Annotated in this window: 21 protein-coding genes and 1 pseudogene; 4 read left to right on the top strand and 18 right to left on the bottom strand. The window is 61.0% G+C overall.

Annotated elements, in window-relative coordinates; translation table 11 throughout:
- The coding region (locus IYY11_RS03590) for a DUF1403 family protein (RefSeq protein ID WP_196402752.1) at window positions 1–429 on the bottom strand (429 nt) is incomplete at its 3' end.
- 253 nt (window positions 430–682) lie between these two features.
- Here IYY11_RS03590 and IYY11_RS03585 point away from each other — a divergent pair.
- A complete protein-coding gene (locus IYY11_RS03585) occupies window positions 683–1,819 on the top strand; it encodes a tyrosine-type recombinase/integrase (RefSeq protein ID WP_196402751.1) in 1,137 nt (378 codons plus the stop codon).
- A 12-nt stretch (window positions 1,820–1,831) separates the two neighbouring features.
- On the opposite strand, the gene IYY11_RS03580 is transcribed toward IYY11_RS03585, so the two are convergent.
- Window positions 1,832–2,269, bottom strand: a complete 438-nt coding sequence (locus IYY11_RS03580; RefSeq protein WP_196402750.1) for a plasmid maintenance toxin (PemK-like) — start codon at window positions 2,267–2,269, stop codon at window positions 1,832–1,834.
- Window positions 2,266–2,538, bottom strand: a complete 273-nt coding sequence (locus tag IYY11_RS03575) for a type II toxin-antitoxin system Phd/YefM family antitoxin (protein WP_196402749.1) — start codon at window positions 2,536–2,538, stop codon at window positions 2,266–2,268. Before IYY11_RS03575 ends, IYY11_RS03580 begins: the two co-directional genes overlap by 4 nt.
- Window positions 2,539–2,769: 231 nt before the next feature.
- Here IYY11_RS03575 and fic point away from each other — a divergent pair, with 231 nt between their 5' ends.
- Both fic and IYY11_RS03565 read left to right on the top strand, forming a co-directional pair.
- Window positions 2,770–3,870, top strand: coding sequence for a protein adenylyltransferase Fic (gene fic / locus IYY11_RS03570; RefSeq protein WP_196402748.1), 1,101 nt, complete (start codon window positions 2,770–2,772; stop codon window positions 3,868–3,870).
- Entirely contained in the window at window positions 3,870–4,802 is a 933-nt protein-coding gene (locus tag IYY11_RS03565; RefSeq protein ID WP_196402747.1) for a recombinase family protein, read from the top strand. The genes fic and IYY11_RS03565 overlap by 1 nt, the downstream gene beginning before the upstream one ends.
- Window positions 4,803–4,846: 44 nt before the next feature.
- Here the strand turns inward: IYY11_RS03565 and repC are convergent, their stop codons facing one another.
- The 10 genes and pseudogenes from repC to IYY11_RS03515 form a co-directional block, all read right to left on the bottom strand.
- Window positions 4,847–6,181, bottom strand: coding sequence for a plasmid replication protein RepC (repC, locus tag IYY11_RS03560; RefSeq protein ID WP_196402746.1), 1,335 nt, complete (start codon window positions 6,179–6,181; stop codon window positions 4,847–4,849).
- A gap of 221 nt (window positions 6,182–6,402) precedes the next feature.
- Window positions 6,403–7,359, bottom strand: a complete 957-nt coding sequence (gene repB, locus IYY11_RS03555) for a plasmid partitioning protein RepB (RefSeq protein WP_196402745.1) — start codon at window positions 7,357–7,359, stop codon at window positions 6,403–6,405.
- Complete coding sequence (gene repA / locus IYY11_RS03550) at window positions 7,356–8,579, bottom strand: plasmid partitioning protein RepA (protein WP_196402744.1); 1,224 nt, start codon at window positions 8,577–8,579, stop codon at window positions 7,356–7,358. The genes repB and repA overlap by 4 nt, the downstream gene beginning before the upstream one ends.
- 200 nt (window positions 8,580–8,779) lie before the next feature.
- Window positions 8,780–9,730, bottom strand: coding sequence for a DUF2493 domain-containing protein (locus IYY11_RS03545; protein WP_196402743.1), 951 nt, complete (start codon window positions 9,728–9,730; stop codon window positions 8,780–8,782).
- A 397-nt stretch (window positions 9,731–10,127) separates the two neighbouring features.
- Window positions 10,128–10,412, bottom strand: a pseudogene (locus tag IYY11_RS03540) (type II toxin-antitoxin system HipA family toxin); the annotation flags it as partial.
- Window positions 10,413–10,444: 32 nt separating this feature from the next.
- A complete protein-coding gene (locus IYY11_RS03535; RefSeq protein WP_196402741.1) occupies window positions 10,445–11,011 on the bottom strand; it encodes a 3'-5' exonuclease in 567 nt (188 codons plus the stop codon).
- The gene (locus IYY11_RS03530; RefSeq protein ID WP_196402740.1) at window positions 11,008–12,174 is read right to left on the bottom strand and encodes a hypothetical protein; all 1,167 of its coding nucleotides are present in this window, start codon (window positions 12,172–12,174) and stop codon (window positions 11,008–11,010) included. Before IYY11_RS03530 ends, IYY11_RS03535 begins: the two co-directional genes overlap by 4 nt.
- Window positions 12,174–13,070: an ATP-binding protein gene (locus IYY11_RS03525; RefSeq protein WP_196402739.1), complete on the bottom strand. Its 897-nt coding sequence runs from the start codon at window positions 13,068–13,070 to the stop codon at window positions 12,174–12,176. Before IYY11_RS03525 ends, IYY11_RS03530 begins: the two co-directional genes overlap by 1 nt.
- Window positions 13,067–13,561, bottom strand: a complete 495-nt coding sequence (locus tag IYY11_RS03520; RefSeq protein WP_196402738.1) for a hypothetical protein — start codon at window positions 13,559–13,561, stop codon at window positions 13,067–13,069. The genes IYY11_RS03525 and IYY11_RS03520 overlap by 4 nt, the downstream gene beginning before the upstream one ends.
- 3 nt (window positions 13,562–13,564) lie before the next feature.
- On the bottom strand, window positions 13,565–14,509 hold the full coding sequence (locus IYY11_RS03515; RefSeq protein ID WP_196402737.1) for a CBASS oligonucleotide cyclase: 945 nt from the start codon (window positions 14,507–14,509) through the stop codon (window positions 13,565–13,567).
- Window positions 14,510–14,737: 228 nt separating this feature from the next.
- Between IYY11_RS03515 and IYY11_RS03510 the strand changes: the two genes are divergently transcribed.
- Window positions 14,738–15,802 carry an ImmA/IrrE family metallo-endopeptidase gene (locus IYY11_RS03510; protein ID WP_196402736.1) on the top strand — a complete coding sequence of 355 codons (1,065 nt, stop codon included), beginning with the start codon at window positions 14,738–14,740 and terminating at the stop codon, window positions 15,800–15,802.
- Between the two features lie 750 nt (window positions 15,803–16,552).
- Here the strand turns inward: IYY11_RS03510 and IYY11_RS03505 are convergent.
- The 5 genes from IYY11_RS03505 to IYY11_RS22750 form a co-directional block, all read right to left on the bottom strand.
- Complete coding sequence (locus IYY11_RS03505; protein WP_196402735.1) at window positions 16,553–16,795, bottom strand: hypothetical protein; 243 nt, start codon at window positions 16,793–16,795, stop codon at window positions 16,553–16,555.
- A 92-nt stretch (window positions 16,796–16,887) separates the two neighbouring features.
- On the bottom strand, window positions 16,888–17,169 hold the full coding sequence (locus IYY11_RS03500) for a hypothetical protein (protein WP_196402734.1): 282 nt from the start codon (window positions 17,167–17,169) through the stop codon (window positions 16,888–16,890).
- Window positions 17,170–17,329: 160 nt separating this feature from the next.
- Entirely contained in the window at window positions 17,330–18,352 is a 1,023-nt protein-coding gene (locus IYY11_RS03495) for a toprim domain-containing protein (RefSeq protein ID WP_196402733.1), read from the bottom strand.
- 13 nt (window positions 18,353–18,365) lie between these two features.
- Window positions 18,366–22,850 (bottom strand): strawberry notch-like NTP hydrolase domain-containing protein, encoded by a 4,485-nt coding sequence (locus IYY11_RS03490; RefSeq protein ID WP_196402732.1) that lies wholly within the window; start codon window positions 22,848–22,850, stop codon window positions 18,366–18,368.
- Window positions 22,819–23,361, bottom strand: coding sequence for a hypothetical protein (locus IYY11_RS22750; protein WP_246719594.1), 543 nt, complete (start codon window positions 23,359–23,361; stop codon window positions 22,819–22,821). The genes IYY11_RS03490 and IYY11_RS22750 overlap by 32 nt, the downstream gene beginning before the upstream one ends.
- Window positions 23,362–23,440 lie beyond the last annotated feature (79 nt).

Raw genomic sequence — 23,440 nt, 5'->3', positions numbered from 1 at the left:
GAGCCGCGCGCAGGCCGCGGCGGCCGTGAGCGCCAGGCGCTGGCGCAGCGCGCCCGAAAAAACCGGCTCGACGCCAAAGTTTTTGCCGGCATTAGAAACATCGACTGAGTCGCTGCTGGCGCTCGATATATCGGCGCCAGTCCCTAAGCCGGCGCTCGAAACATCGACGGCTCTATCGCCGGCGCGCGAAACATCGGCGCCGGCGCGCAAAATCTGATCGAGATGGGCGATCCCGGCGCCGGCGAGAAACATCGCGTTTCTGTCGCCGCCGGCGCCGCCGTTGAGCCTCGCCCAACGCGGAAGCGGCTGGATTTCCGGAAGATTTGGGGGGCGCGACGGGTTTAGAGGACGGCTTCGCACGACGCGCCGCGGGCGCGCCATCGCCACGGGTTCAAGGCTCAACGGGTGGGGCGAATCGCTTTCCAACATGCGCGGAATCGTAGGCGCGGAACGGGTCCAGCGGCAAGTACTGGCGGCGCTTTGTTTGCTGATGTCAGCCAAATTCCGCCGCGCTTGTCTTTCCTCCTTCATGTCCGATAATGTGGGCTTATCGGACATGATTCGAGACGCCCGGATCCCGGGGCGCTCGGATCCGAAATCGGGCGCCAAACGCCTGCCGAGGCGTCGGATTTTCGCGCCCGAGAGCGAGGCGAGCCTCAGACGGACGCCAAACGAGGACCCGATGGCCAATACGGACGATGAACGGGAAGGGGGCGACCCGTCGCTCATCGAGCGAGCGCCGACGCCTCATCTCGCTGCGCTTTCCGAAAAGGCCCGCGATTACGCCCGCAACGCCCGCGCGGACAACACCCAGCGCGCCTATGAGTCGGATTGGCGGCAGTTCGCCGCCTGGCTGCGCCGGCAAGGCTTCGATCCCCTGCCCCCGCACCCGCAAACCGTCGGCCTCTATCTCGCCGCCTGCATGGATGGAGCAGTCTCCGCCGGAGGTCGCGCGCCGCTTTCCGTCGCCACTTTGGAACGCCGGCTCGCCGGCATCTGCTGGCATTACCGCCAGCGCGGCGAACCGCTCGATACGAGCGACCGGCATATTTCCACCGTGCTCGCCGGCATTCGCCGCGCCCATGGCCGCCCGCCGCTCCAAAAGGAAGCCATCTTCGCTGATGAGCTCCTCGCCATGCTGGCGACGCTCGATATGGATCTGCGCGGTATTCGCGACCGCGCCATTCTCGCCATCGGCTTCGCCGGCGGGTTGCGCCGCTCGGAGATCGTCGGCCTCGATTGTGGGCCCGATCAGTCCGAGGACGGAACCGGCTGGATCGAGATTTTTGGCCGCGCCAAGAACTCGAACAGCGCGGAAAACGCCCACGGTGCTAGCCCCTTCGACAACGACAGCACCGACAATGCCAAGGGCTCCAGTGAAGGCGGCCTGCTGCTCACCCTCAACGGCAAGACCGGTTGGCGCGAGGTCGAAATCGGCCGCGGCTCGCGTCCCGAAACCTGCCCCGTCGCGCTGCTCGAGACCTGGATGCGGCTCGGGCGGATCAACAGCGGCCCTCTCTTCCGCCCCATTGCACGCAAGAATGGCGGCGTGTCGGCCGCGCGCCTCACCGACAAACATGTCGCCCGGCTCGTGCAGAAAACCGCCCTCGCCGCCGGCATTCGCGGCGATTTGACCGAGGGCGAACGACGGCGCGCTTTTGGCGGCCATTCGCTGCGCGCCGGCCTCGCCTCCTCTGCGCAGATTGAGGAGGCGCATGTGCAAAAGCACCTCGGCCACGCCTCCGCCGAGATGACGCGTCGGTACCAGAGGAAACGCGATCGTTTCAAGGTCAATCTCACCAAGGCGGCCGGACTGTGAGCACAGCGCCGCTCACTCACTGCGCGCGACGCTGACATGGCCGCCGCCCCGGGCCAAGGCCACGAAACCGCGTTTCACGGCTTCGAATAAAGCCGGCGGCAACGGGCCATAATATCCGTCCACCGACTCAGAGAGCGTCGGCCGAAGATCGGGGCCCGGCCAGACGAAGCGATTGCTCTCGCTCAGCACGATCCACGAGCGTTCGTCATCAAGACCCAGTCTCTGCTTGACCCTCGGGGGTATCTCGATCGCTTCGTTCAGGTCAGCGGGCCGCGCGTGCGTGATCGGAAGGACGCGAACGGCGCGAACACCATCCTCATCAATGGCAACGAGCGCCAACACCAGGCAGGGACGATCTTTCTCGCCCTCCTCCCATCCCTCTCGGCTCTCCCGGTCCCAGAGGTAGGCGTAACGGAACACATGGCCGACCTTAACTTCGGTCGGGATCATTTTCCGCCAGGCGGGTCGAGTTCGGCGTTAAGAGCCTCAAATCCCGGCGCCATGTGAGATTGTTCGACGGCCTTGATGTCGGCTTCGCCGAGTTCGACCGTGCGCTCGACCCGGCGGTCGCGTTTGGAAAGACGCACATAGTCTTCATAGGCCATCAGCACAGTGCGCGGCCGGCCGTTCTTGGTGATGATGACAGGATCGCGGACGGCGGCGTCCTGATAGGCGCCGAAGTTTTTCGAGACCTCGGCGGCGGTGACGGTGGCAGGCATGAGAACCCTCCTTTGTCTGCCGCAGATATACGGATTACCCGGAAATCCCGCAAGGCTATCTATAGGCAGAGTTTTCAAACGACCGTTTTATGATAACTTTCAACTTTGTATAATCGGGTTGCGCAGGCGCTTACATGTCGATAGAAAGCAGAATCATCGACACGTCTCCGGCATTTGTCGATCTCATCGACATGTCTGGGCGATCTGTCGATCGACACAGGCTTCATCGACATGTCGTTCGACCCTGCCCGCCCCTACAATGACCTTCCAGCTCTGCCGCCGAGCCAGGACGTCGAGACCAAGGCCGTTCTTAAAGCTTGCGTCGAGGCCCGCGCGGCGCTGGCGGAGCTCAAGATCTCCGGCCAACTGATCCCCAATCCGTCGGTTCTGATCAATTCGATCCCCCTCCTCGAAGCGCAGGCAAGCTCCGAGATCGAAAACATCGTCACGACCGCGGACCGGCTATTCCGCTTTGCCAATCGCCCCGAAGCCGGCGTCGATCCCGCAACCAAAGAGGCGCTCCGCTACCGCACGGCGCTTTATCAGGGCTTCAAGAGTCTGAAGAGCCGGCCGCTTTCGACTCGGAGCGCCATCGAAATCTGTCGGACCATCAAAGGGGTGGATCTCGATATTCGCGCGACCCCGGGCACTGCGCTGATGAACGAGGCGACCGGCCGAGTCATTTACACCCCGCCCGAGGGCGCCGAACTGCTCCGCGACAAGCTCGCAAATTGGGAGCGCTACATCCATGCGGACGACGGCGTCGATCCGCTGATCCGGCTCGCCATCCTGCACTACCAGTTCGAAGCGATCCATCCGTTCACAGACGGCAACGGTCGCACCGGGAGAGTTCTCAATCTGCTGTTCCTCGTCGAACAGGGCCTCCTCGACATTCCTGTCCTGTATTTGAGCCGCTATATCATTGATAACAAGAAGGCTTACTACGATGGCCTGCTCGCCGTCACGACGGACGGCGCGTGGCAGCCATGGATTTTGTTCATGCTCGCAGCGATACGCGAAACTGCGACGTGGTCGACCGCGAAAATCTGGGCAATCCGTAACCTGCTTGACGGGACAGCCGAACAAATCCGGCGCGACTTGCCGAAGATCTATTCTCGCGAACTGGCCGAGATCATTTTCGTCAATCCTTATTGCCGGATCGCCGATCTAGTCGGCGCCGGCATCGCCAAGCGCCAGTCCGCCTCCGTTTATCTGAAGGCCCTCGCGTCCCTCGGCCTTCTCTCCGAAATCGAAGCGGGCAGAGAGAAAATTTACACGAACCCTGCTCTGCTAACGCTGCTCTCCGACCGCGCAACGGAAGGCGCCTCGTGATGACGGGTTCGACCGCCAAGGGACGGCTGATCGGCTATGCGCGGGTTTCAACCGATGACCAGGCGACCGACGCTCAGGTCGACGTGCTGAAGGCCGCCGGCTGCGCCGAGATTTTTCGCGAGCATTTGTCAGGCGCCAAGGCGTCGCGACCGGAGCTGGCCAGGGCCTTGGCGCGCGTGCGCCGCGGCGACGTGCTGGTGGTGGCCAGGCTCGACCGGCTGGCGCGCTCCCTGTCGCACCTCCTCTCCGTCATCGCCGAACTCGACGCCAAGGGCGCACATTTCAAATCGCTCGCCGATCCAATCGACACAACTACCCCGCAAGGTCGTTTCGCAATGCAAGTGCTCGGCGCCGTCGCAGAGTTGGAGCGGGCGCTGATCCAGGAGCGCACCAAGGACGGGCTGCGCGCCGCCAAGAGACGCGGGCGCGTCGGCGGCAATCCCAAACTGCGCGCTGGCGATCGCGACGCCATCCAGCAAATTACCGACGCGAAGGCCCAAGCCTATTTTGAGCGCGTCAACCACACCGCCGAACATTGGCTGCCGATCGTGAAAGAAATGCGCCCCCAGCACCGCTGGCAGGACATTGTTCGCGTGCTCAACGCCAAGCGCGATCGATCCAACGGCGCTCCCCTGCCCCTCTGGAGCGGCGAACGGTTGAAGCGCGCGGTCAAACGCTTCGTCGCCGAGGGCCTTGCTGATCCGACCTTGCTGCAACCTGCCGGCCGCAAATTCAGCAGCGAACGTCTCGTAACGCTTGTCGCCGGCGTCAAGCGCGCCAATCCGGAGCTGACCCTGGCGCAGATCGGCGCGCAACTCGAGGCCATGTATGAGCGCACGCCGCGCGGCGGAACGCGCTGGGCCCCTTCCTCGGTCAAAAGCCTGCTCGACCGCGCCGAAAAGCTCGGATTGTTTGGCGCCGAGACGGTTTGAGCGGAATGGTTGCCGGATAGTCCTGCAGATAACTCCAGGGCGCATCACCCGGCCCTTTTGCGTTCTCGCGCAGCCTTTGCCGCCTTCCCGCGCAACAACGCCATCAGCACGGGACCGAGCGAGAACTCCCCTGCCCTCGCCTTCGCGGTCAAAACGCGCAGATAGCCGCCGGCGCTTTTGATTTCCTCCCCACGCTGTAAGATCGCGGCGATCATGATCGACGTGTCGTGCTCGCCCAAAACCTCCAGCGCCTGCGCCCAGGCGTCGGGCGAGACGCCTATCGCGCTACGAACCACCGCGGCGGTTGTCGCCAGATCCCGCCACGAGGAAATTCCGCCTGAAGCAAAATCGAGGATATCGGGACAGGCCTCCAGGACCATCCCGAGCGGATAGGTCCGCGGCGTCCCGGGCTTTTGGTCAGGCTTTGGCGCTGCGGACGCCAAGATTTCGGGTTCGGATGTTGATGGAGTCCCCGGTTTCTGGTCATCGAACCCGGACGGTTCGGCCCTGCCTTTTCGAAGGCTAGGCTCAAGATCAGATTTATTTGTAGTTTGATTCTGTATGTGGCGCTCACTTTGGGACTCATTGGCGGTCATATTTTGGGCTTCTACGTGAGTTTCCAACAGTTTGCGGATTTCGGCGGCAAGCAGAGCAAGTTCGCTCGCCAAAGCCTCCAGATCGGGGTGCAAAAGATTGCGCGCATAGCGGCCAGAGAGCGTCGCATAGCGCAGGTGAAAGCTCTCCCAGTCGCCCGAAACGCCCTCCTCAATCCCGGTCGCGATCATCTTCGCGATGTCGCGCCGCGTCAGCGTGATTTTTTCGCGCAACAGCGCCATCACCCTGTTCTCGGCCCGAACTTCCTCGGCGAGGTTTTCGATCTCCTCGGCGCGGGCGACGAGCGGTGTGATGTCGAAGCCGAAGGCGGCCTCGATTGCGCCCCCCTGCCCTCTTCTGGCGAAGCGTTTGCCGTTCGGGGAGTCGCGTCGGATGATCAGCCCGGCGTCGACGAGACAGGCGAGATGGCGCCGCAGCGTCGCCGGCGCCATGCCATGGGCGCGGATCGACAGCTCCTTGTTGGAGGGAAATACCACGATGCCCGGGCCGGCCGCATCAGTTTCGGCCGACTTCGAGTCGCTTGCCGGCAAAGTCAGCGCTGTCTCCTGATGGAAGCTCAACAACGCGTGCAGCACCGACAGCGCACGATCGGTCACGCCAAGCGGCTCCTTGGCTTCGGTGAGCGCGCGAAACAGTCGCCACTTGTGCACAACGATTTCGGATGCGCCTGGTCTCGCCGCGAAATTCTCGGTCGCGGCTTGGCTTGCCACCATGGCAAGCGACAGCGGCCGCCGCCCAAAGGGCGTCGTTGGTTGTGTCTGCATGACCCTTTGCCTCGTTCAGGCAAAAGAAATCTGCTCGCCGAAACGGCGCCGACTCTTGACAGCGATTCGCGGAAGTGGGAGTCTCAACTTGCTAGAGAATGAGAAGGGCTTCCGGGACGCGTTTCGGGGGCCTTTTTCTTTTGCTGTCTATCCTTTTCGATGGCCAAATTGTCAGCTGACAATCGACCGGGGCCGAAAATTATTTACGCATACGCCACTGATCATCTGTCTTCGAATTCTCGAAGCAGATCCGGCAATCGTTGATCGAGGAACGCTGCAAACGCCTTTTCCTCACTCATCAGCCGAATTCCTTTTGTCGTCCGTTCGACCCAAGCGATACGTCGCCCACTCGGCGTGACTAGTGGCTCTTTCGCGCGAGTTGGGCTCTCTTGCAGAGAGCCGAGCAACAGGTTGAACCGGACATTGGTGTCGCCCTTGTCGAAGGCCTCAGTCCTCACGACCTTTCTCGCCGTCGCAACCGCCTCCGGCTCGGCCATTTTGCTAGCCAGTGCTAGCCACCGAGGCCGCCCGACTTTCGGGGCCGGACCAACAGCAAAAATAATTTCGGTGTCGATGTTCCCGACGACTGAGAGAAGACGTGAAAGTTCGGGCTTATCCACCGCTAACGCTGCAGTTATCGTGTCGCGGTCGAAGCCTCTTTGCTCAAGATGCGACGCGAACACGGCGCGTTCGATAAAGCTCAAATCCGAACGTTCGCTATTCTCCTGCCCTTGAGCCACGACCAATTCGATGTCAGTCAGATGCTTGACAACGGCCTTGATCGGACGCCCGAGTTCCCTGGCGGCCCGGAGCCGTCGATGCCCATAAGCCGCCTGATAGCGCTTGGGGTGATCCGGATGGGGACGAACCAAAATCGGCACTTGTTGGCCATGGATCGCCATCGCGTCCTTCAAACTCGCGAAGCCAGGATCGGAGTCGGATGCGATACGGTCGACTATGAAAGAATCGTCGACATGAGCTGTGTCGAGTTCGACCACCTGTTCGGCGGCGGCGAGCGTCGCGCGCAGCGATTTCGCAGCGGCCGCCTCGTCCGACAATCGTTGTAGGCCCAGATTCATTGCCTTCACGGCACCCGAACTGCGCTTGGTCGAGGTATCTGCAACCGCTTCGGGCTTGCCGGCTCCCAGCAGTTCTCGTAGTGCGTCGCGTCCCTTCATGGCGTGGGCCTCCCCCATCCCTGACGAACCAAGCGTTCGATCTCGCGATTGACATCGTCCATCGACTCGACTGCTCGATCATATGTCTGGCGGTTCATTGTCTCGCGGCCCGCCTCGTAAATCGTCTGCTTCGAGAGACCGGCGTCCGACACGGCGGTTGATTTGACCATCATCGCCGTGAGAACCCGCTCCCCGAAAAGGTTACGCAAAAACGCGACGATTTGCGCTTGCGGACCGTCGTTTGGCTCGTAGCGAGTGAAGAGATAACGAATCCAGTCATATTCAAGATTGCCGCCGGCCTCGCGAACAACCGAAAGCAGATCAGCGGCCATGGCAAGAAACTGGTTCATCGACGCAATGTCGAGCATCTGAGGGTGGACGGTAATCAAGACTGAGGTGGCGGCGCACAGCGCCGAAAGCGTCAGAAATCCGAGTTGCGGCGGACAATCGATCACAATCAAATCATATCGATCGTCTACGCTAAGCAACGCGCTGGAAACACGGGCGAAAAATAGACCGTCCGGATCGCGGTCCGGATCGGCAAGGATTTTCGGCGTATCGTGCTCAAACTCATGCAATTCAAGATTGGCGGGCACCAGATCAAGCCCAGTGAAATATGTCTGCCGGACGATCTCCGACAGTGGGCACCGCGCAGCATCGTAGCGAATCGCTCCATAGAGCGTCTGGTTCTCTCCAACATCGAACTCCGGCTGATACCCGAACAGCGTCGACAGGGAGGCTTGAGGATCGAGATCGACGGCTAGAACCCGATATCCGCGCAATGCAAAATATTGCGAGAGATGCGCGGCGGTCGTCGTCTTGCCAGACCCTCCTTTGAAGTTGGTCACGGCGATGATTTGCAAATGGTCGTCACCCGCCCTTGTGGGCATATAGGAGGCTTTTGCCTTTGCAAGATGCTGACGCAGAGAATGAATTTGCTCCAAGGTATATGCTCGACGACCGCCGGCCGTTTTTTCCGGGTCGGGGCCTTCGCCCGTCGTCGACAAATGACGCAGATAGCTATCAGTGACTCCGATGAGTTTAGCGGCCTCACCACTAGAAAAGCGCCGCAACTCCTTCTTGGCTTCCGGCGGGAACAGCTTCTCTCGAAGCGCCTGAAGCTGGCTGCTCAAAATCTGAGAGTCCCCAGCAATGATTTGATCCATTGCGAGCGTCGTTGGCTTTTCGCGCTTTGCAACTTTGCTGCTCGTCATCGCCATTCACGCTCCTGAGAGCAAATCGGTAGCTTTCCCGCAAATGATCGCGATTCTCAGTCGCCGTCAAGAAATTTTGGGTAAACGAAACGTTAACACAGCCCTCGTCCGCTTTCCTTCGTGGAGAACCGACACTCTCTGGACCGCCACAATTGTCAGCTGACAATTTTCGAAACTCCTCGAAATCTAAAATCCCAAGAAGGCGCTCACGCGCCTTCCCTCCCGAATCGCCACACCGGAATTCCCATCTTGCGGGCCTTGTCGGCGAGGTTCTCGACGATCCCGGAACCAGGGAAGACGATAAGGCCGATGGGCAGCGTTTCGAGCATCGCGTCGTTACGCTTGAACGGCGCAGCGTTCTTGTGCCGGGTCCAATCCGGCTTGAAAGCGACTTGGGCGATTTTGCGGTTGTCGGCCCAGCAGGTGGCAATGCGTTCCGCGCCTTTCGGTCCGGCTCCATGGAGAAGGACCATGTCCGGGTGCTTGGCGCGAACCTTGTCGAGGGCTTCCCATATGCGATGGTGATCGTTGCAATCGGGACCACCCGCAAAGGCGATCCGAGGACCAGGGGGTAGGAGCACCTGTGTCTCGGCCAGCTTCTTGGCGTTGAGAAAATCCCGGCTGTCGATCATCGCCGAGGTCAAAGCCCGGTGATTGACTTGCGATCCCGAACGCGGACGCCAGGACGAACCAGTCTCGGTCCCATACAGATCGGCGAGATGGTCGCGGAAGAATTCGAAGGCGTTGCGACGCTCCGTCAACGTCAGCCCTTGGGCGATCAATCGCTCCAACTCGACCGAACGAACTTCGGAGCCGTCCTGTTCGATATGAGAACGGCGCTGCGCGGTTTCATTGTCGTCGAGATCGCGGCCAATGCGATCCGCCTTGCGGTGGAAGAGGTTCACGAAGGACCAGAGAAGGTCGGGGAGATCGGCCTCTAGCCGCGTGTCGATGAAAAGGCCCGACAAGGCTTCGACAACACATTCGAGCGCCAAAGACGCGGTGTCGGAGGAGGGTAGGGGGCGGGGATCTGGCTCGTCTTCAAAGGGTCGATAGCCATGAAGAGCGAGCTCGTCGAGGAGATGCGAGGAGGGCGACCCTTCATGCTGATCAGAATGAGGTCCGTCAAAGGGTAGGGAAGCGATTTCGTTGATCATGGCGGTGGCTTCTTCGCTTGCGGCCGCGCCAATCGCGGCCTGACAGCGATCTCGAGCCACAGGCGGAACGCGCCGCACCCGAAGGGCCGAAGCAACGCGGAGGACTCTTCCCGCCGGCTTGTTTGCTCCGCGAGGAATGCCCGGCCCATGAGGGCAGGGCAGGGGAAAGAAGTCGGCGGGGAGCGTTGCGTCTAGCGAGCCGCTTGTGGCGTCATCGCTGCTCTATCAGGCCGGCGCGCGGACCTTTTGCGAGAAGGCGTCGCCCATTGAACGAACGTCGGCACTCCGTCGTGACTTCGTCGGTCAACTTCGCCATGGACGTCCGAGGCCGAACGAAAGCACAGCTCAAAATTAAGCGATCCGTCGTTAGGCGCCGGCTTCATTCGCTGCCGCTCTGTCAAAGGGCGCGAGCCAAATCATCGTGCTCGAAGGCGCTCGCCATCCGGAGTATCTCAGCCGGCGTGGCACCGACTGTGACGGCGACATCCCGCCAGTTCGAGACTGCGGCGCCGACCTCGCCGAGGACGCTGCGCGCCGCAATGAGCGTCAATCCAAAATATCCCGCGGCGCTCTCGACGAGGCCAATCGAGCAGGCGCCTTCGTCCAGGTTGATGTTGGTCAATAGGATACGCGCCTTCACGTCCGTCGGCGTGGGATTGAGGTCATAGTCTGGCGACAAAGACGTGCTGGGGGAAACGAGACATGTGATGTGATTCAGCCGCGTTGGTTAGTCGCCTTTTCAAGGAGCGCGCGCACGAGCCGAAATAACTCGGCCTGGTATTTTGCGTCATGAAGGGCGTCATGATCGCCTTGGCGGGTCGGCGAGAGATGTTTGGAGATCTGGCTCGACCGAGTGTTAGACCATGTGCTGCCCGTGGCGCCCATGTACAACGCCTTGATGTCCAGTGCAGTAAAGCCGAACGGATTCGCACCTGTGAAGCGGTGAAAATAGTAGTTTACGAACGACCAATCGAATGGCGCGTTGAAGCCAACGAACACCAGCGCGGCGTCTTCCCCAGCAAGGGATTGCGCCCAATTCCCGAACGCCTTCATGGCTGCGGCGGGCTCCTCACCGCGCTCCGCTAAAATCTCAAGAGACAGGCCCGTAACTTCTAGAGCCTTAGGATCGGCGTTACGGTTGATAGGCTTCAATTCGATGCTGAACGACCTAGACTCGTCGTCAACGTCACAGGCGCCGATAGAGAGCAGGCTGAACTCACCGGGAATGGGCCCCGCGGTCTCCACGTCGACTGATATGAATATTTCGCGCTTACTGGTCATGAAATTAAGGGCTCCGCTGGAACGAGAGGGGGCCTGTTGCGGATCGCCTTCCAATGCTCACGAAATGCGCGGCGACGGTCCTCTGCTGAGCCCTTGGTCGACCAGTGCAAACCCGACAACGTAGTGATGTCGAACGGTAGGTTACCGCCCTCTCGCGCCATGACCATGGTCGTCAAGCCGCGCCCCAGCGCATAGCCCAGCTCGAGGAAGCAATTGGGCCTTGCCCCGGTAACGTCGGCCAGGACAACACTACTGCGGTGCAGCTTGACGAATATCTCCTCGTCGATGCGTGCGTGTTGATAAGCCTGACGACCGTCAATCACGACGAGACGATAGCCCAGCTCAGCCTCAATAACAGGCTGCACCACAACATCGAAGAAGTCCTGCACGTCAGCGTATTCAGGCAAGTCGGGGTTAAGCAGCCGCACTGCGAACGCCCGCGGGCGTTCGAGAGATTCCAGAACGTCGAGCAGATCACTGACGCGCTCAGCGGTCGCTTGACGGACCGGAAAACGAATGCGGTTCAACCAGTGGTGCGCGTCGCCATCATCAACGATCTGGAACAGTCGCCTCGTATGATGGCTGGTCAGCCCGAAATTGTACAGTCGGCGCGCACCTGTACTCTCGGGGCATAGAGGAAGGTTCAACGGAACAATAGGCTTGCCGGCGTCGTGATATAAATTGGCGAGAAACAGCACGCCTTCCGTTCCACCCAACGGTGCCAGAATGTCACCGAACCTCGCCTGGGCCTCCATGCGCTTGCTGTTCATGTTCCAGTGGGCCGCGTTCTCGATCTGAACCAGCGACGAGCTGCGCAGATCGTCCCACAAGTCGACGAACTCAGTCGGTATCTGGTCCTCACTCTTATGATGCTGGACGGCGATCGCCAGCGGCCCCGGCGCGTCGGCCGGCCGACGAGTCAGGTTGTCCCGGATGGTCTGCCAAATCAGCCAATCGAAGCAGATTGGCAGTCCATCGGCTTTGCGCTTTGGCTCTGCATCTACAGGCACGACGAAGTTGGCTCCGCGCTTTACCAGTTCCTTGACCAGCGCAGCGACAAGTTCGCGAGCCCGCTGCACATCATCGCCTGTCGCCACCGCCACATCCTCAACGATGCTGCCGGCGATATGGATGCGGCGGCCAAACAGAGGCGAACGCGCCATCACTTGTCCTCCATGATAGGAGAAGCCCTTAGCGTGGTCGCGACCTCGTGCAGATGCTCGAACCGCAACGGGTCCTTGGGGTAGGCTCGAGCTAGCGCCGCCGGATAGAGGCGCGTGCGAATGTCAGAATAGGTCCAGGTAGGCTGACCGCTCCGTGGACCCGTTGCGGTCACTAACTGGCCTATGTGGGCGGGGCTCAACGAAAGCGCCGCGAGATCCATCGACAGGAGCTGACGCCGCTCCTCGTCGGAAGGTCGGCGGAACTCTTCAATTATGGCAGCACGCCGCTGGAGCGCTGCGTCGAGCGCTGATAAGCGATTAGTGCAAAGAAAGACCACAATCCGACCGCCATATTGGCGCAGATCGTCGACGCATTGGATCAAGGTATTCACAGCTACTTTATCTTCATGGTGGCTGTGTTGCTGGGATCGCGCGGCGGCAAGACTATCGCCCTCGTCGATGACGAGGATAGCCCGGCGATGCTTGCCCGCGGACTGCACCACCTTCTTGAAGGCATCGGCGATAAGGGTCCCCATCTCGCCCACCATGCCACTGCCGCGAACGCGGTTGCTGAGTTTAAAGAGGATCGAATCCTCGCTGCGCGCCTCGGCCACCAGCCGATTGGCCATGCACTCGGCCATTGCCGTCTTCCCGGTCCCGACATCCCCGTGGAAAATGACGAGCGGATATTGCTCGGCAACCAGGTCGCAAAGCGCGAGCCGGCCACCATGGTGCTGCTTGTTCCAGCTCGCCAGTTGGCCCAAGTTGAGCAAAAGGCGAAGCTGGTCATGAACGCGGGAGTAGCGCGCATCGAATCCCAGCAGGGTCTTTTCTCGACGAGCCAAACCGTCATCCGGAAGGGGCGTTTCGCTATCGAAGATCGAAGTCTGGCTCACGCGGCCCAATCCTTTCGCTGCATGCCGTAACTGTTGCTCACGTAGTCGCGCCCGCCGGCCGATTTCAGACTGCTGTGGCTGGTATCGACATCAGTCGGCGACCAGCTGATTTTCAGCGTGCCCTTGATGGCCTCTTTCGCCGCGGCGGTATAGGCGCTGGTGTAGCCGAGAACGATCTGGAGATAAGGGCCAGCTACCTTCGGCCACAGTACGCCGCCAGGGCGGCTGGAGGTCAGGTCCCCAGCATCCGTATCGACTTCGAAGCGCGTAGCCTTTACCTCGACACCATTGCCGAACAGCGTGACGTCGACGTACTTTAGGTATCCAGCTTTCGCGAGAATCTCGACGTCGTGCGCATAATGGCTGGCCTTCTCTGAAGTCCAGCCGCCCGTGCTGTCGGCGATCATGACGAGATCGGCCTTCACGCGTCGAACGACATTCTCGATATCGACGACCGTGTAGGTCGCGGTTGCGGTTCGCGTTTGGGACACGGCTCAGTCCTCCGTCTTGAAGCGAGGCCCGAAGATTTCCTTCCAGACCTCGTTGTCGTTTTCAGCCGATGCGAAATTCGCCGTCTCCCAAGCCTCCTGAGCCGCTGACACGATCTCTTGGCGCTCGGCCTCAGAAATGCGGCTGGCAACGTTGTTCAGGCTGTAGACCGGGTCCAGGATCACCACCGGATCGGTGAAGATGGTGAAGGGCGCGACGTTTTCGGGGAACCGAATCTCGTTGTTCAAACCCGACTGGGCGATGTAGAGCAGGAAATTGCGGAACCGCTGTTCGATCGAGCCGCCAGCACCCTGTTCAGCCAGAATATGGGCCATGATCAACTCGATGATGAAGGATTTGAGCGGCTTCAGGCCCGCATGGTTGCGCCACTTCTTGGCCATTCGCACGAGCGTGCGGAAATCCTTGTCCTGATCCTTTCGGTCGCGAACAAATTTGATCTGGCAGGGCGCGCAGGTCATGATCTTCGATCCATCGTGGATATCGAACTGCCGGCCATAGCCAGGCCGGCCAGGGTCTTCGATGACGGGTACGATGTCGACGCTGAGCCCCGAGCCGACGAAGGTGACAGTCGCCGCTTTGCGTTGGATTTCAAAGTCGTCCACCGACTTCGTTGGGTAAATCTTAATCAGGAGGTCGTAAATCAGATCATTCAGGCTGCTCAGCGTCTCGTGATTGGCATCTCGGCCAGAGATGTAGAACACCACGTCGACATCCACCGGGTCGACCATCGTCTTGCGCAGGATCGTATATTTCGCGAACGATCCAGCCTTCACGAACTTGGTGATCTTTATTTCGGTCTTATCTCGAATGCTCTTGCAGAGCTCCATAACTAATCGATCAACTTGAGCGTGGTATTCTTTGCGCTTGTCGGCGGGCAGCCGCAGCACATCGCTATCGTAGTATCTAAGCTCGGTATTACTCAACGCCATCTGGAGTCCCTTTCCCTATTGGGGGCGAATCAGGCAGCGACCCTCAAACAGGTCGCCGCGCCGCACCCCACAAAATCACGCCTTGCCGTGCTGCGGTTTACAAAACTGCCCGCAAAAAGCCTATTTGGAACGAAAATAGGACTGACTTATACGATTTTAAAGGGTATCGGTTTACAAAAACAGCACTATATTGGCATTATGTAAACCGGCTCAACACAGGAGGTCGACATGATCGGACACAAGCTCAAGGTCGCACGCGCGGCGGCTGGCATGTCCCTGCGCGGCCTGGCCGAGGTTATGGATGGTTTGGTATCCGCGCAGGCGATCGGCAAATACGAGCGCGACGAGGATATGCCGGGCTCTCGCGTTCTGATCGCACTCGCCGACGCCCTCGGTGTGACGGAGGACTATCTGCTCGCCAAGGATGAGATCGCCTTAGAAGGTGTCGATTTCCGAAAGAAGGCGGGATCCTCGACGCGTGAGGAGGCGACGCTCGAAGCACGCACGATACACATGCTGGAGCGCTATTTGGCGGTCGAGGACCTGCTGCACCTCCGCAGCGTGGACTGGGAGCAGCCACGTAGCGCGCCGTACCCTGTCGCCGACCTGCGCGATGCCGAGGACGCCGCTCGTTCGGTTCGAGATGATTGGGGATTGGGCAATGAGCCGATTCCCAAACTCGCAGAACTTCTCGAGGAACGCGGCATCAAGGTGATGTCGCTCGATCTCGACGACATAGATGGCCTAGCGGCAAAGGTGCGCCGCGGCGATCGAGACGCCGCACGCGTCATCGTCATCAAACGCAGCACGTGGTCGGAAAGAAAGCGCTTTAATCTCGCGCATGAGCTGGGCCATATGGTCCTGCAGGTCATGCCGGGCATCGACGAGGAAAAGGCCGCGCATCGGTTTGCGGGCGCCTTCCTGATGCCGGCGGACGTCTTGCGCGCAGAAGTCGGCGCGAACCGGTCATCTCTCAGCCTAGGTGAACTCGTTGCGCTAAAAGAACGCTTTGGCGTAAGTGTTCAAGCAATTACGTATCGCTGCAAGGACCTAGGCATCATCAACCAAACCGCTTTCGCAAAGCTATTCAAAGTGTTCGCGGAGCGAGGCTGGAGAACTGCTCCTTTTGCCGAGCCGGCGACGATGGGCCCAGAACTGGAGGAACCCAAGCGGTTCGAACGCCTATGCTATAGGGCGCTGGCCGAAGGGATCATCGGCGAGGCGCGGGCAGCCGAATTTCTCGGCATATCTGTCCGTGAACTCGACGCCCGGCTCGATCAGGTGGCTGCATAGTCCTATGCCGATCCTCGTTTCAGATACCTCGGTCATTATCGACCTGGAACGCGGAGCGCTTCTAGAAGATCTCTTTCGGCTGCCCTTTGGATTCGCGGTGCCTGACTTGCTGTTTCATCGGGAGTTGGCAGGTCCGCTCGGCGATCGCCTTGTGGCATTTGGGCTGCGGGTTGAAGAACTCACTCCCGCAGAGTTGACCCGCGCTACGACAGTGCGACGAGAACGAAAGGAGTTATCAACTCCCGATACCTTCGCCTTTGCCATCGCAGAAGGAAGACAATGGCCGCTGCTTACCGGCGACGGCGCCTTGCGTCGTCTCGCAGCCGAATGTCGGATCGCATTTCATGGCGTCCTGTGGATCTGCGATCAAGTTCGAAGACGGACAGCACGTTCCCGGTCCAAGGTTGCATGCGGGGCTCACAGCAATCTCTTCTCATCCTCGCTGCCGGCTGCCAGCAGGCGAAGTGCGTCAGCGACTGGAGCGGTATGCAATATAAGCTCCGCCCAACGAGTAACGAGGTCATCGTCTTAACATCGAGAAGACCATGACCAACACCACCTGCCCGGAGGCGGCCGCCGACCCCTTCTTCGAGGTGATCTACGATGTGCACTGAAATGCCTGCATTGGGTCACGGGCCGCCGTGCGCGACAACTTCGATATGTCGGCTAACCTTTGCGTTTCCGCCATAACCATGCGGCACAGCGGATGGTCGAGAACCAAGCAAACGCCGTGTCGGTCAACGCCGCCGATCACATAAGCGCGTCATCGACTTCACCTAGCCGAGCAATGATCACGGCGTCATCGAACTCCCCAAGCGCGGGATCCCCGCTCCGAGAGAATGCCACCGCCCCGCAGTTATCCGTATTGCCGGCGAGCACTGCCGCGACAGAACGAGCCTTGAAGGCATCACGACATTCCTGCGGCTCGCCGGCGACCATCTCACCATCGACATATCGGAAGGGCAAAGCCACGTAATAGGTTACTTGCGACATTGTGGATCTCCTATAATTCCCCCTCGCCCCGCTCGAAGGCCTCTTGGCGCTCGGCCCGCGCTCGCTCGGACTCGCTGGGCCCGGTGCCACCCTCAGAAAAGTAATAAGGCTGCCCCGTGATGATTGTGGGCTGCTCCGTCAATCGCAGCCACAACCATCTGGAGTGCATGATCGATGACGCCGTGAAACATGGCCGAGCATGCCGCTCGAATTGCGGCGTCGCGGCAGCGCGTCATCTCGCCAATCAGCGGCCCGGGGTTTTCGAGCCGGTAGGGCTTGTTTCGGTAGACCACGGCGACGCCCCCAGATGACGTTCCTATTTTGTTCTCACCTTTGCCAGAGTCAAGCGTGAACTTTACAATAAGAGGCGTCATTGTCTCCGTTGGACGTAGTCGCGAACCCTGAAACATCGGCATCAGATCTAAATCACCTCGAGGGCTCTTCCACGCACGTTCGACCATACGTGACATCGATGACCACCTGACTCGTGTTGGCGTCGCACGAGCCGATTAGTCCTTCGAACTAAATGCTGCCCTATTTATCGAGGTCGGAACAATCGCAACCAAGAAATGCTGCGACTCGTGATCGTAGCGCATTTGCCGACGTCGCACGTAGGTCGCTGTTGAAGTCGGAGCGCAGCGACGAAATCATTCCCGCCTCGATACCCCTCGCTTCGGCGCGTTCGACGAGACTACCGGCCGCACCCCGCCCGGCGGCGTCATTGTCAGAGGCGACGATGAGGCGACATAGACCAGGCGGAAATTTCCACGCCGCGAGATGACCGGCGGAGAGCGCGGCCACCATGGGCAATTCGGGCAGGGCGCTCTTGAGCGAAAGAACCGTCTCGATTCCTTCACCGATCAGAACGACTTCATCGATCTTCCCGAAGCGAACGCCATGCCCGAGAATGGCGCCGAGTGAACGACGCGGCGACGAAACGCGCGCTTTATCCTTGCGCATCGGGTCGAGAAAAGTACGATGCACGCCGGTGATCTCGCCGCGATGATCAGTGACTGCGGCAACCAGCGCCGGCAATGTCCGAGGCACCGCGCCGGGACGCTCCCGGTAGAACAGCGCCGGGTGATAGCGTAGGGACGCAGGGTCGAGATCGGCCGTGATCTTGCGCGCCCGCAGATAGGCCTCGGCCGGCGTGCCGGCGATCGACCGCGACGCCGCCCAGATTTTTCGCGCCAGGGCTATCGTGTCGCGCTCCGACGGTTGGCCGTCGCGCAATTCCGGAGGAGACTCTCGCGGCGTCCTCAAAAAGCGCCGCGCCTCGTGGAGCGTGTCCCTGAACGAGCCAAAACCTTCCCGCGCGGCGATGAGATCGAGCAGATCGCCATGTTCTCCCGTCGCGCCGTCGGCCCATTTGCCGCGCGCTCCCTTGCCGGAGAGCGGTCCCTTGAGACGGACGTAAAGGCTTCGACCCGCGTGATTGTTCACGTCGCCGACGATCCAGTAATTGCCGCAGCGGCAGCCGTTGGAGAGATAATGTTTGCAGACGGACTCGACATGTTCGGCGAGGCCGCGCGACAGAGTCCTGACGGGGCTTTCCATCGTCGCCTCCCGTTTAGGAATTCACGCGGGTCGACGGCGCGACGCGGAGCAGGGGGTAAAGCTCGAAAAGTTTCTCGACGATTTTTGTTGCTACGTCGCCGAGCGGCACGAACAGCCGCAGCTTCCAGGCGATGATTTCCGAAACGAGGCCAAGTGCCTTCAGGCGATCCACGACAGTGTCGGAAAAGCCGACGAGTTCGAGCCGCTGGCGGTTCATGACCAGCGAGCGCTTGAGAACCAGGCCCTCGGCCAGAACGACACCTGCGCCGTCCTGGATGACAGCCGCGATCGCGGCGGTAGGCGCGAGGGCAGGGGCTTCGGCGCCTGACGCCTCCACGAGAAGGACGACGCTCGCCGGCGAAACCAGTCGGCCGATGATGCGTTCCCCCTCGTCGGTCTGCAGACGATAGACCCGCGCGGTCTCGTCGGGCAGCCGGTTCCAAACCGGGAGCAAGAGGCCGGTGACGATATGGAACGTGCTCTCGGTAAATTCCGGAAGCACAGCGACTTCAGCCTCCCACGCTTGCTGGAATTCTTCGGCTCTCGCCTCGCGCCAATGCGAGCGATCCAGAGCTTCAACGCTGATGAGGTCGCGGTGCACCGGGCGCAGCAGCCGCACGCGCGGGTGCACCGACCCGTCGTCCTGCATCAATCCAGGAGCTGGCAGTTTGACGGCAGCGCGGCCTGACTGATCATTGACCATCAGTCGGGATTTTTGCGACGCAGTCGCGAAGTCAAAAGCCTCGGCCAGCGTCGTGACTCTGGTTTTGTCCTTGCGCAGAATGGTTAGCAACGACGTCTGCGCGCCGCTCTTGGCATGAGCGGCGATGGTCTGACGGTTTGTGACGACGAGGCTCTCCGCCGTGAGCGTCTCGACGCCAACATCGAAGATTCCTGCCTGGACGGCGGCTTCGATTGACGCCTCCATCAAGCCCTCGAACACTTCGAACAGGCGATTCTGCAGCGCAATCGGCAGAGCGAGGATACGATTGAGGAAGGTCGAGATCGGCGGCAGTTCTTCACGGAGCGAGCCATCTTGATCCGTGAGGTCGAGTCCGGTCGCCTCCTGAAATCTCGTCAGGGAGCAGCCTTCGACCTTGCCGGAATAAAGCAACTGATAGAGCTGGCGCAGCGCCGTGCGGCCGTAAGGCGATTCGAGATTGTCCTCGGGCCGGAACAGCCCCTGTCCCCCGGTCTGACGCTGGCCGCGCGTGATGGCGCCGAGCGTATCGAGCCGCCGGGCGATGGTCGAAAGAAAGCACTTCTCGCCCTTCACGTCAGTGGCGACGGGCCGGAACAAGGGCGGCTGCGCCTGATTGGTGCGGTTCGTGCGCCCCAGGCCCTGAATGGCGTTGTCCGCCTTCCAGCCGGGCTCCAAAAGATAATGGACGCGAAGCCGCTGGTTCTTGGCGCTGCGCTCGGCGTGATAGGAGCGGCCGGTGCCGCCGGCGTCGGAAAAGACGAGGACGCGCTTCTCATCATCCATAAAAGCCTGCGTCTCGCCGAGATTGGCCGAGACGGGGCGGTTTTCGACACACAGCCGATCTGAGCCGTCGGCATTGGTCTTTTTGACGATGCGGCGCGAGCGGCCTGTCACCTCGGCGACCATCTCGGTCCCAAAACGGTGGACGATTTGGTCGAGCGCGCCCTGCACGGCGGGGAGCGCCGCGAGATGTTCGATCAGCCGACGACGCCGCTCCATCGCCTCGCGGGAATGCACGGGCTGGCCGTTCTCGTCGACGACGGGCCGCGATTGCAGGTCGCCGTTCTCGTCGGAATAGACCTCGTAAAGCTGGGTCGGGAAGGAATGGGCGAGGTAATCAAGTACATACTCGCGGGGAGAACAATCGCAGGATAAATCGCTCCATTCGGATGTGGGGATTTCGGCGAGGCGGCGCTCCATCAGCGCTTCGCTGGTGGAGACGATCTGAATCACGGAGACGTGGCCCGCCTCCAAATTCCGTTCAATCGATGAGATGAGGCTTGGAACCTTCATCGCGGTAATCAGATGATTGAAGAAACGCTGCTTGTTGCTCTCAAAGGCTGAACGCGCGGCGGATTTGGCGTTGCGGTTATATGCCCTGCCACCCTCGCCGGTGATATTGGCCGCTTCCAGAGCGGCGGTGAGATTGTTGTGAATGATTTCGAAGGCCGAGGCGTAAGAGTCGTAGATGCGGATTTGCTCTTCGGAGAGTCGATGTTCCAGCATCTCGACTTCGACGCCGTCGTAGGAGAGGGCGCGGGACGCATAGAGGCCGAGAGCTTTCAGGTCTCTCGCGAGCACCTCCATCGCCGCGATGCCGCCCGCCTCCATAGCGCCGACAAAATCCTGCCGGGTCGCGAAGGGCATATCGGTCGAGCCCCAAAGGCCGAGCCGAGCCGCATAGGCGAGATTGGCGACCGTCGTCGCCCCCGTCGCCGAGACATAGAGGACGCGGGCGTCGGGCAGGGCGTTTTGCATACGCAGGCCCGCGCGTCCCTGCTGCGAGGCGGTCTTTTCGCCGCGCCCGCCCTTGTCGCCCACGGCGTTGGCCATGGCGTGCGCTTCGTCGAAAACGATCACGCCGTCAAAATCCGCGCCAAGCCAGTCGACGATCTGCTTCAGGCGGGACGCCTTCAGGGCGCCGTCGCGGCCCTGCCGCTCGTCGGAGCGCAGGGTGGCGTAAGTCGTGAACAGGATTCCCTCAGCCAGCCGGATCGGCGCACCCTGCTTGAAGCGCGACAACGATACGACTTGAAGCTTTTCCTGCCCCAGCGCCGCCCAATCGCGCTGCGCATCTTCGAGCAGCTTGTCGGATTTAGAAATCCACAGCGCCTTACGGCGACCTTTGAGCCAATTGTCCAACACGACGCCAGCGACCTGGCGGCCCTTGCCGGCCCCGGTGCCATCGCCAAGATAAAAGCCCCGGCGAAAGCGTACCGCATTTTCGGCAGCGTCAGGCGCGGCGGCGACGGTGTCAAAAGTCTCGTTGACAAGAAAGGAGCCGGCGAGGTGTCCAACATGGGCTTCACCAGCATAGATGACGCTCTCGAGCTGCGCGTCGGACAGGAGTCCGGACTCGATGACGGCTTGCGGCAAATGCGGATGGTAGGAGGGTTTTGGCGGCGCGACGGACGCCATGGCGGCGGATTGCACCAGCGTCGTCGGATGCGGCCTCGCGCCTTCGATCACGATCGATTGCACAGAGTAGGGCTCATAGAGCCCGACGCTAAGCGATCCGCCCTGCGGCGCTTTCCAGTCGCGCATCTCGTACGCGAATTCGACGATTTCGGCGAGCACGCCGGCAGCCGAAGGCGCTGGTCGCGGCGCAGCGCCGGAACGCACGCCTCGAGCGGATCGTTCAGGCGCTCTGAGCGACAACAGCGAGGTCGAACGGCGAAGATTGATCGGCGCGGAGGATTTTGGGGGGAAATTGGCGGCGGCTTTCGCAGAAAGAAGCACCGCGTCACCCGACCATGGCGTCGCAACGCACTCTACTCGTGGCGGGATTTCGCGCTGCACGAGTTGAAGCAATTCTTCGAGGGTGGCGATGGGGCCGAAGCCATCGCGAAATTGCTTGGGGGTTTCCGCCGCCGTCTTGTCGAAGATGGTCAGACGGCTCTCGACGCTGGTGCCATGGCGCGCGAAAAATCCGCGCGCCAGCGCTGCGGTGAAAATTAGCCGCCCCTGTTCCTGCAGGCGCTCGAAGCCAGAGCGCCAGGCGTTGGAGGTTGGCGAAAAACTCTCGCCGGTGATGGCGACGAGTCGGCCGCCCGGCTGCAACCGCGTCAGACTCGCGCGAATATGCTCGAAGGTCGCTGCCGCGTGACGTCCTTCGATCAGCGGCGATGACGAAAAGGGCGGGTTCATCAGCACGACGCTCGGGACGAGTTCGGCGTCGAGGCGATCGTGAAGCTGGGCGCCGTCGAAACGGCTGAGCGGTGCGCCGGCAAACAGCAACTTGAGAAGGTCGGCTCGGGTCTCGGCCCATTCGTTGAGGATGAGCCTCGCTCCCGCAAGCTCGGCGAAGATCGCCAGCATTCCCGTGCCGGCGGAGGGCTCCAGCACAATGTCGCCGGCGCCGATCCCTGCCGCGAGACTCGCCACATAGCCATACTCCAGCGGCGTCGAGAATTGTTGCAGCGCATGGCTCTCTTCCGAGCGCCGCGTTTGCGTCGGCAGCAAACTGCCGATTTTGGCCAGCATCGCAAGCACCCGCGAGGGTTCATTATTGGCGCGCGCAAAAATCGCCGTGCCGTATCGGCGCAGGAACAGAACCTGCGCCGCCTCCATCGCGTCATAGGCGTCCTTCCAGCTCCATGCGCCATCGGCGTCGCTGGCGCCAAAGGCGCCTTCCATCGCTGATCGAAGGATCGCCGTGTCGATGGCGCGGCCCTTGGCGAGAAGGGCCACAAGCGCCTGCGCCGCCGTCTTCAGGGCATTCGGCTTGTCGTCGGTCGCGAAGGAAAGATCGGCTTGATGCTCTTCAGGAAGGGCAGCGGCGAGGATCTGGCTCATCGATTGTCTCCGGGGTTTGCGAACCAGCCCGGGACGCTCTCTCTTCACTCCACCGGGCTCGCCCTCCCGGCAAAGCCCTCTTCCTCTTCCTCCCCTTTAACCCGCGCGCTGATCGCCTCGCGGCCAGCGGGCCGAACATCCGGCTGATCAGCGAAAGATCATTGCTCATCACCGCGCGCACATAGTCGGCCAAGGCCTTTGGATCGTCGAGCAACGACAGCGGCGCGAAATGATTCCTGCCGCCTGTGTAATCGCGCCGGCCTTCGCAGGTTCGGATCAGAACGCCGCTGTCGGCGCCGGTCGCGGGCTGACAGACTTGGATGTAAACCCCGTCGTGATGCAGCGTGATTTCGCCGCTCACAGCGACGCCGCCGACGTTGGAACGAATTTCAAGAGATGCTGATTCAAACCGCAGCTCTTTCGCGAGCGCGCGCAGCGCTGCGCGGGCGTGACGATGAAACTGCGTTTTCTGCTCGGCGTCATAAGCGCAACGGCGATGCCAATCGAACATGGTCGTCTCCTTGAAATTGAAGGAGCCCGCTGATGAGGGCGGGCTCGAGTTCCTGAAGCAGGAGATTCCGGGTGACGTT

The sequence above is a fragment of the Methylocystis sp. H62 genome (assembly GCF_015709515.1).
Lineage (GTDB): Bacteria > Pseudomonadota > Alphaproteobacteria > Rhizobiales > Beijerinckiaceae > Methylocystis.
The sequence above is the reverse complement of the archived record's forward strand: the minus strand, read 5'-3'. Positions and strand labels throughout refer to the sequence as shown.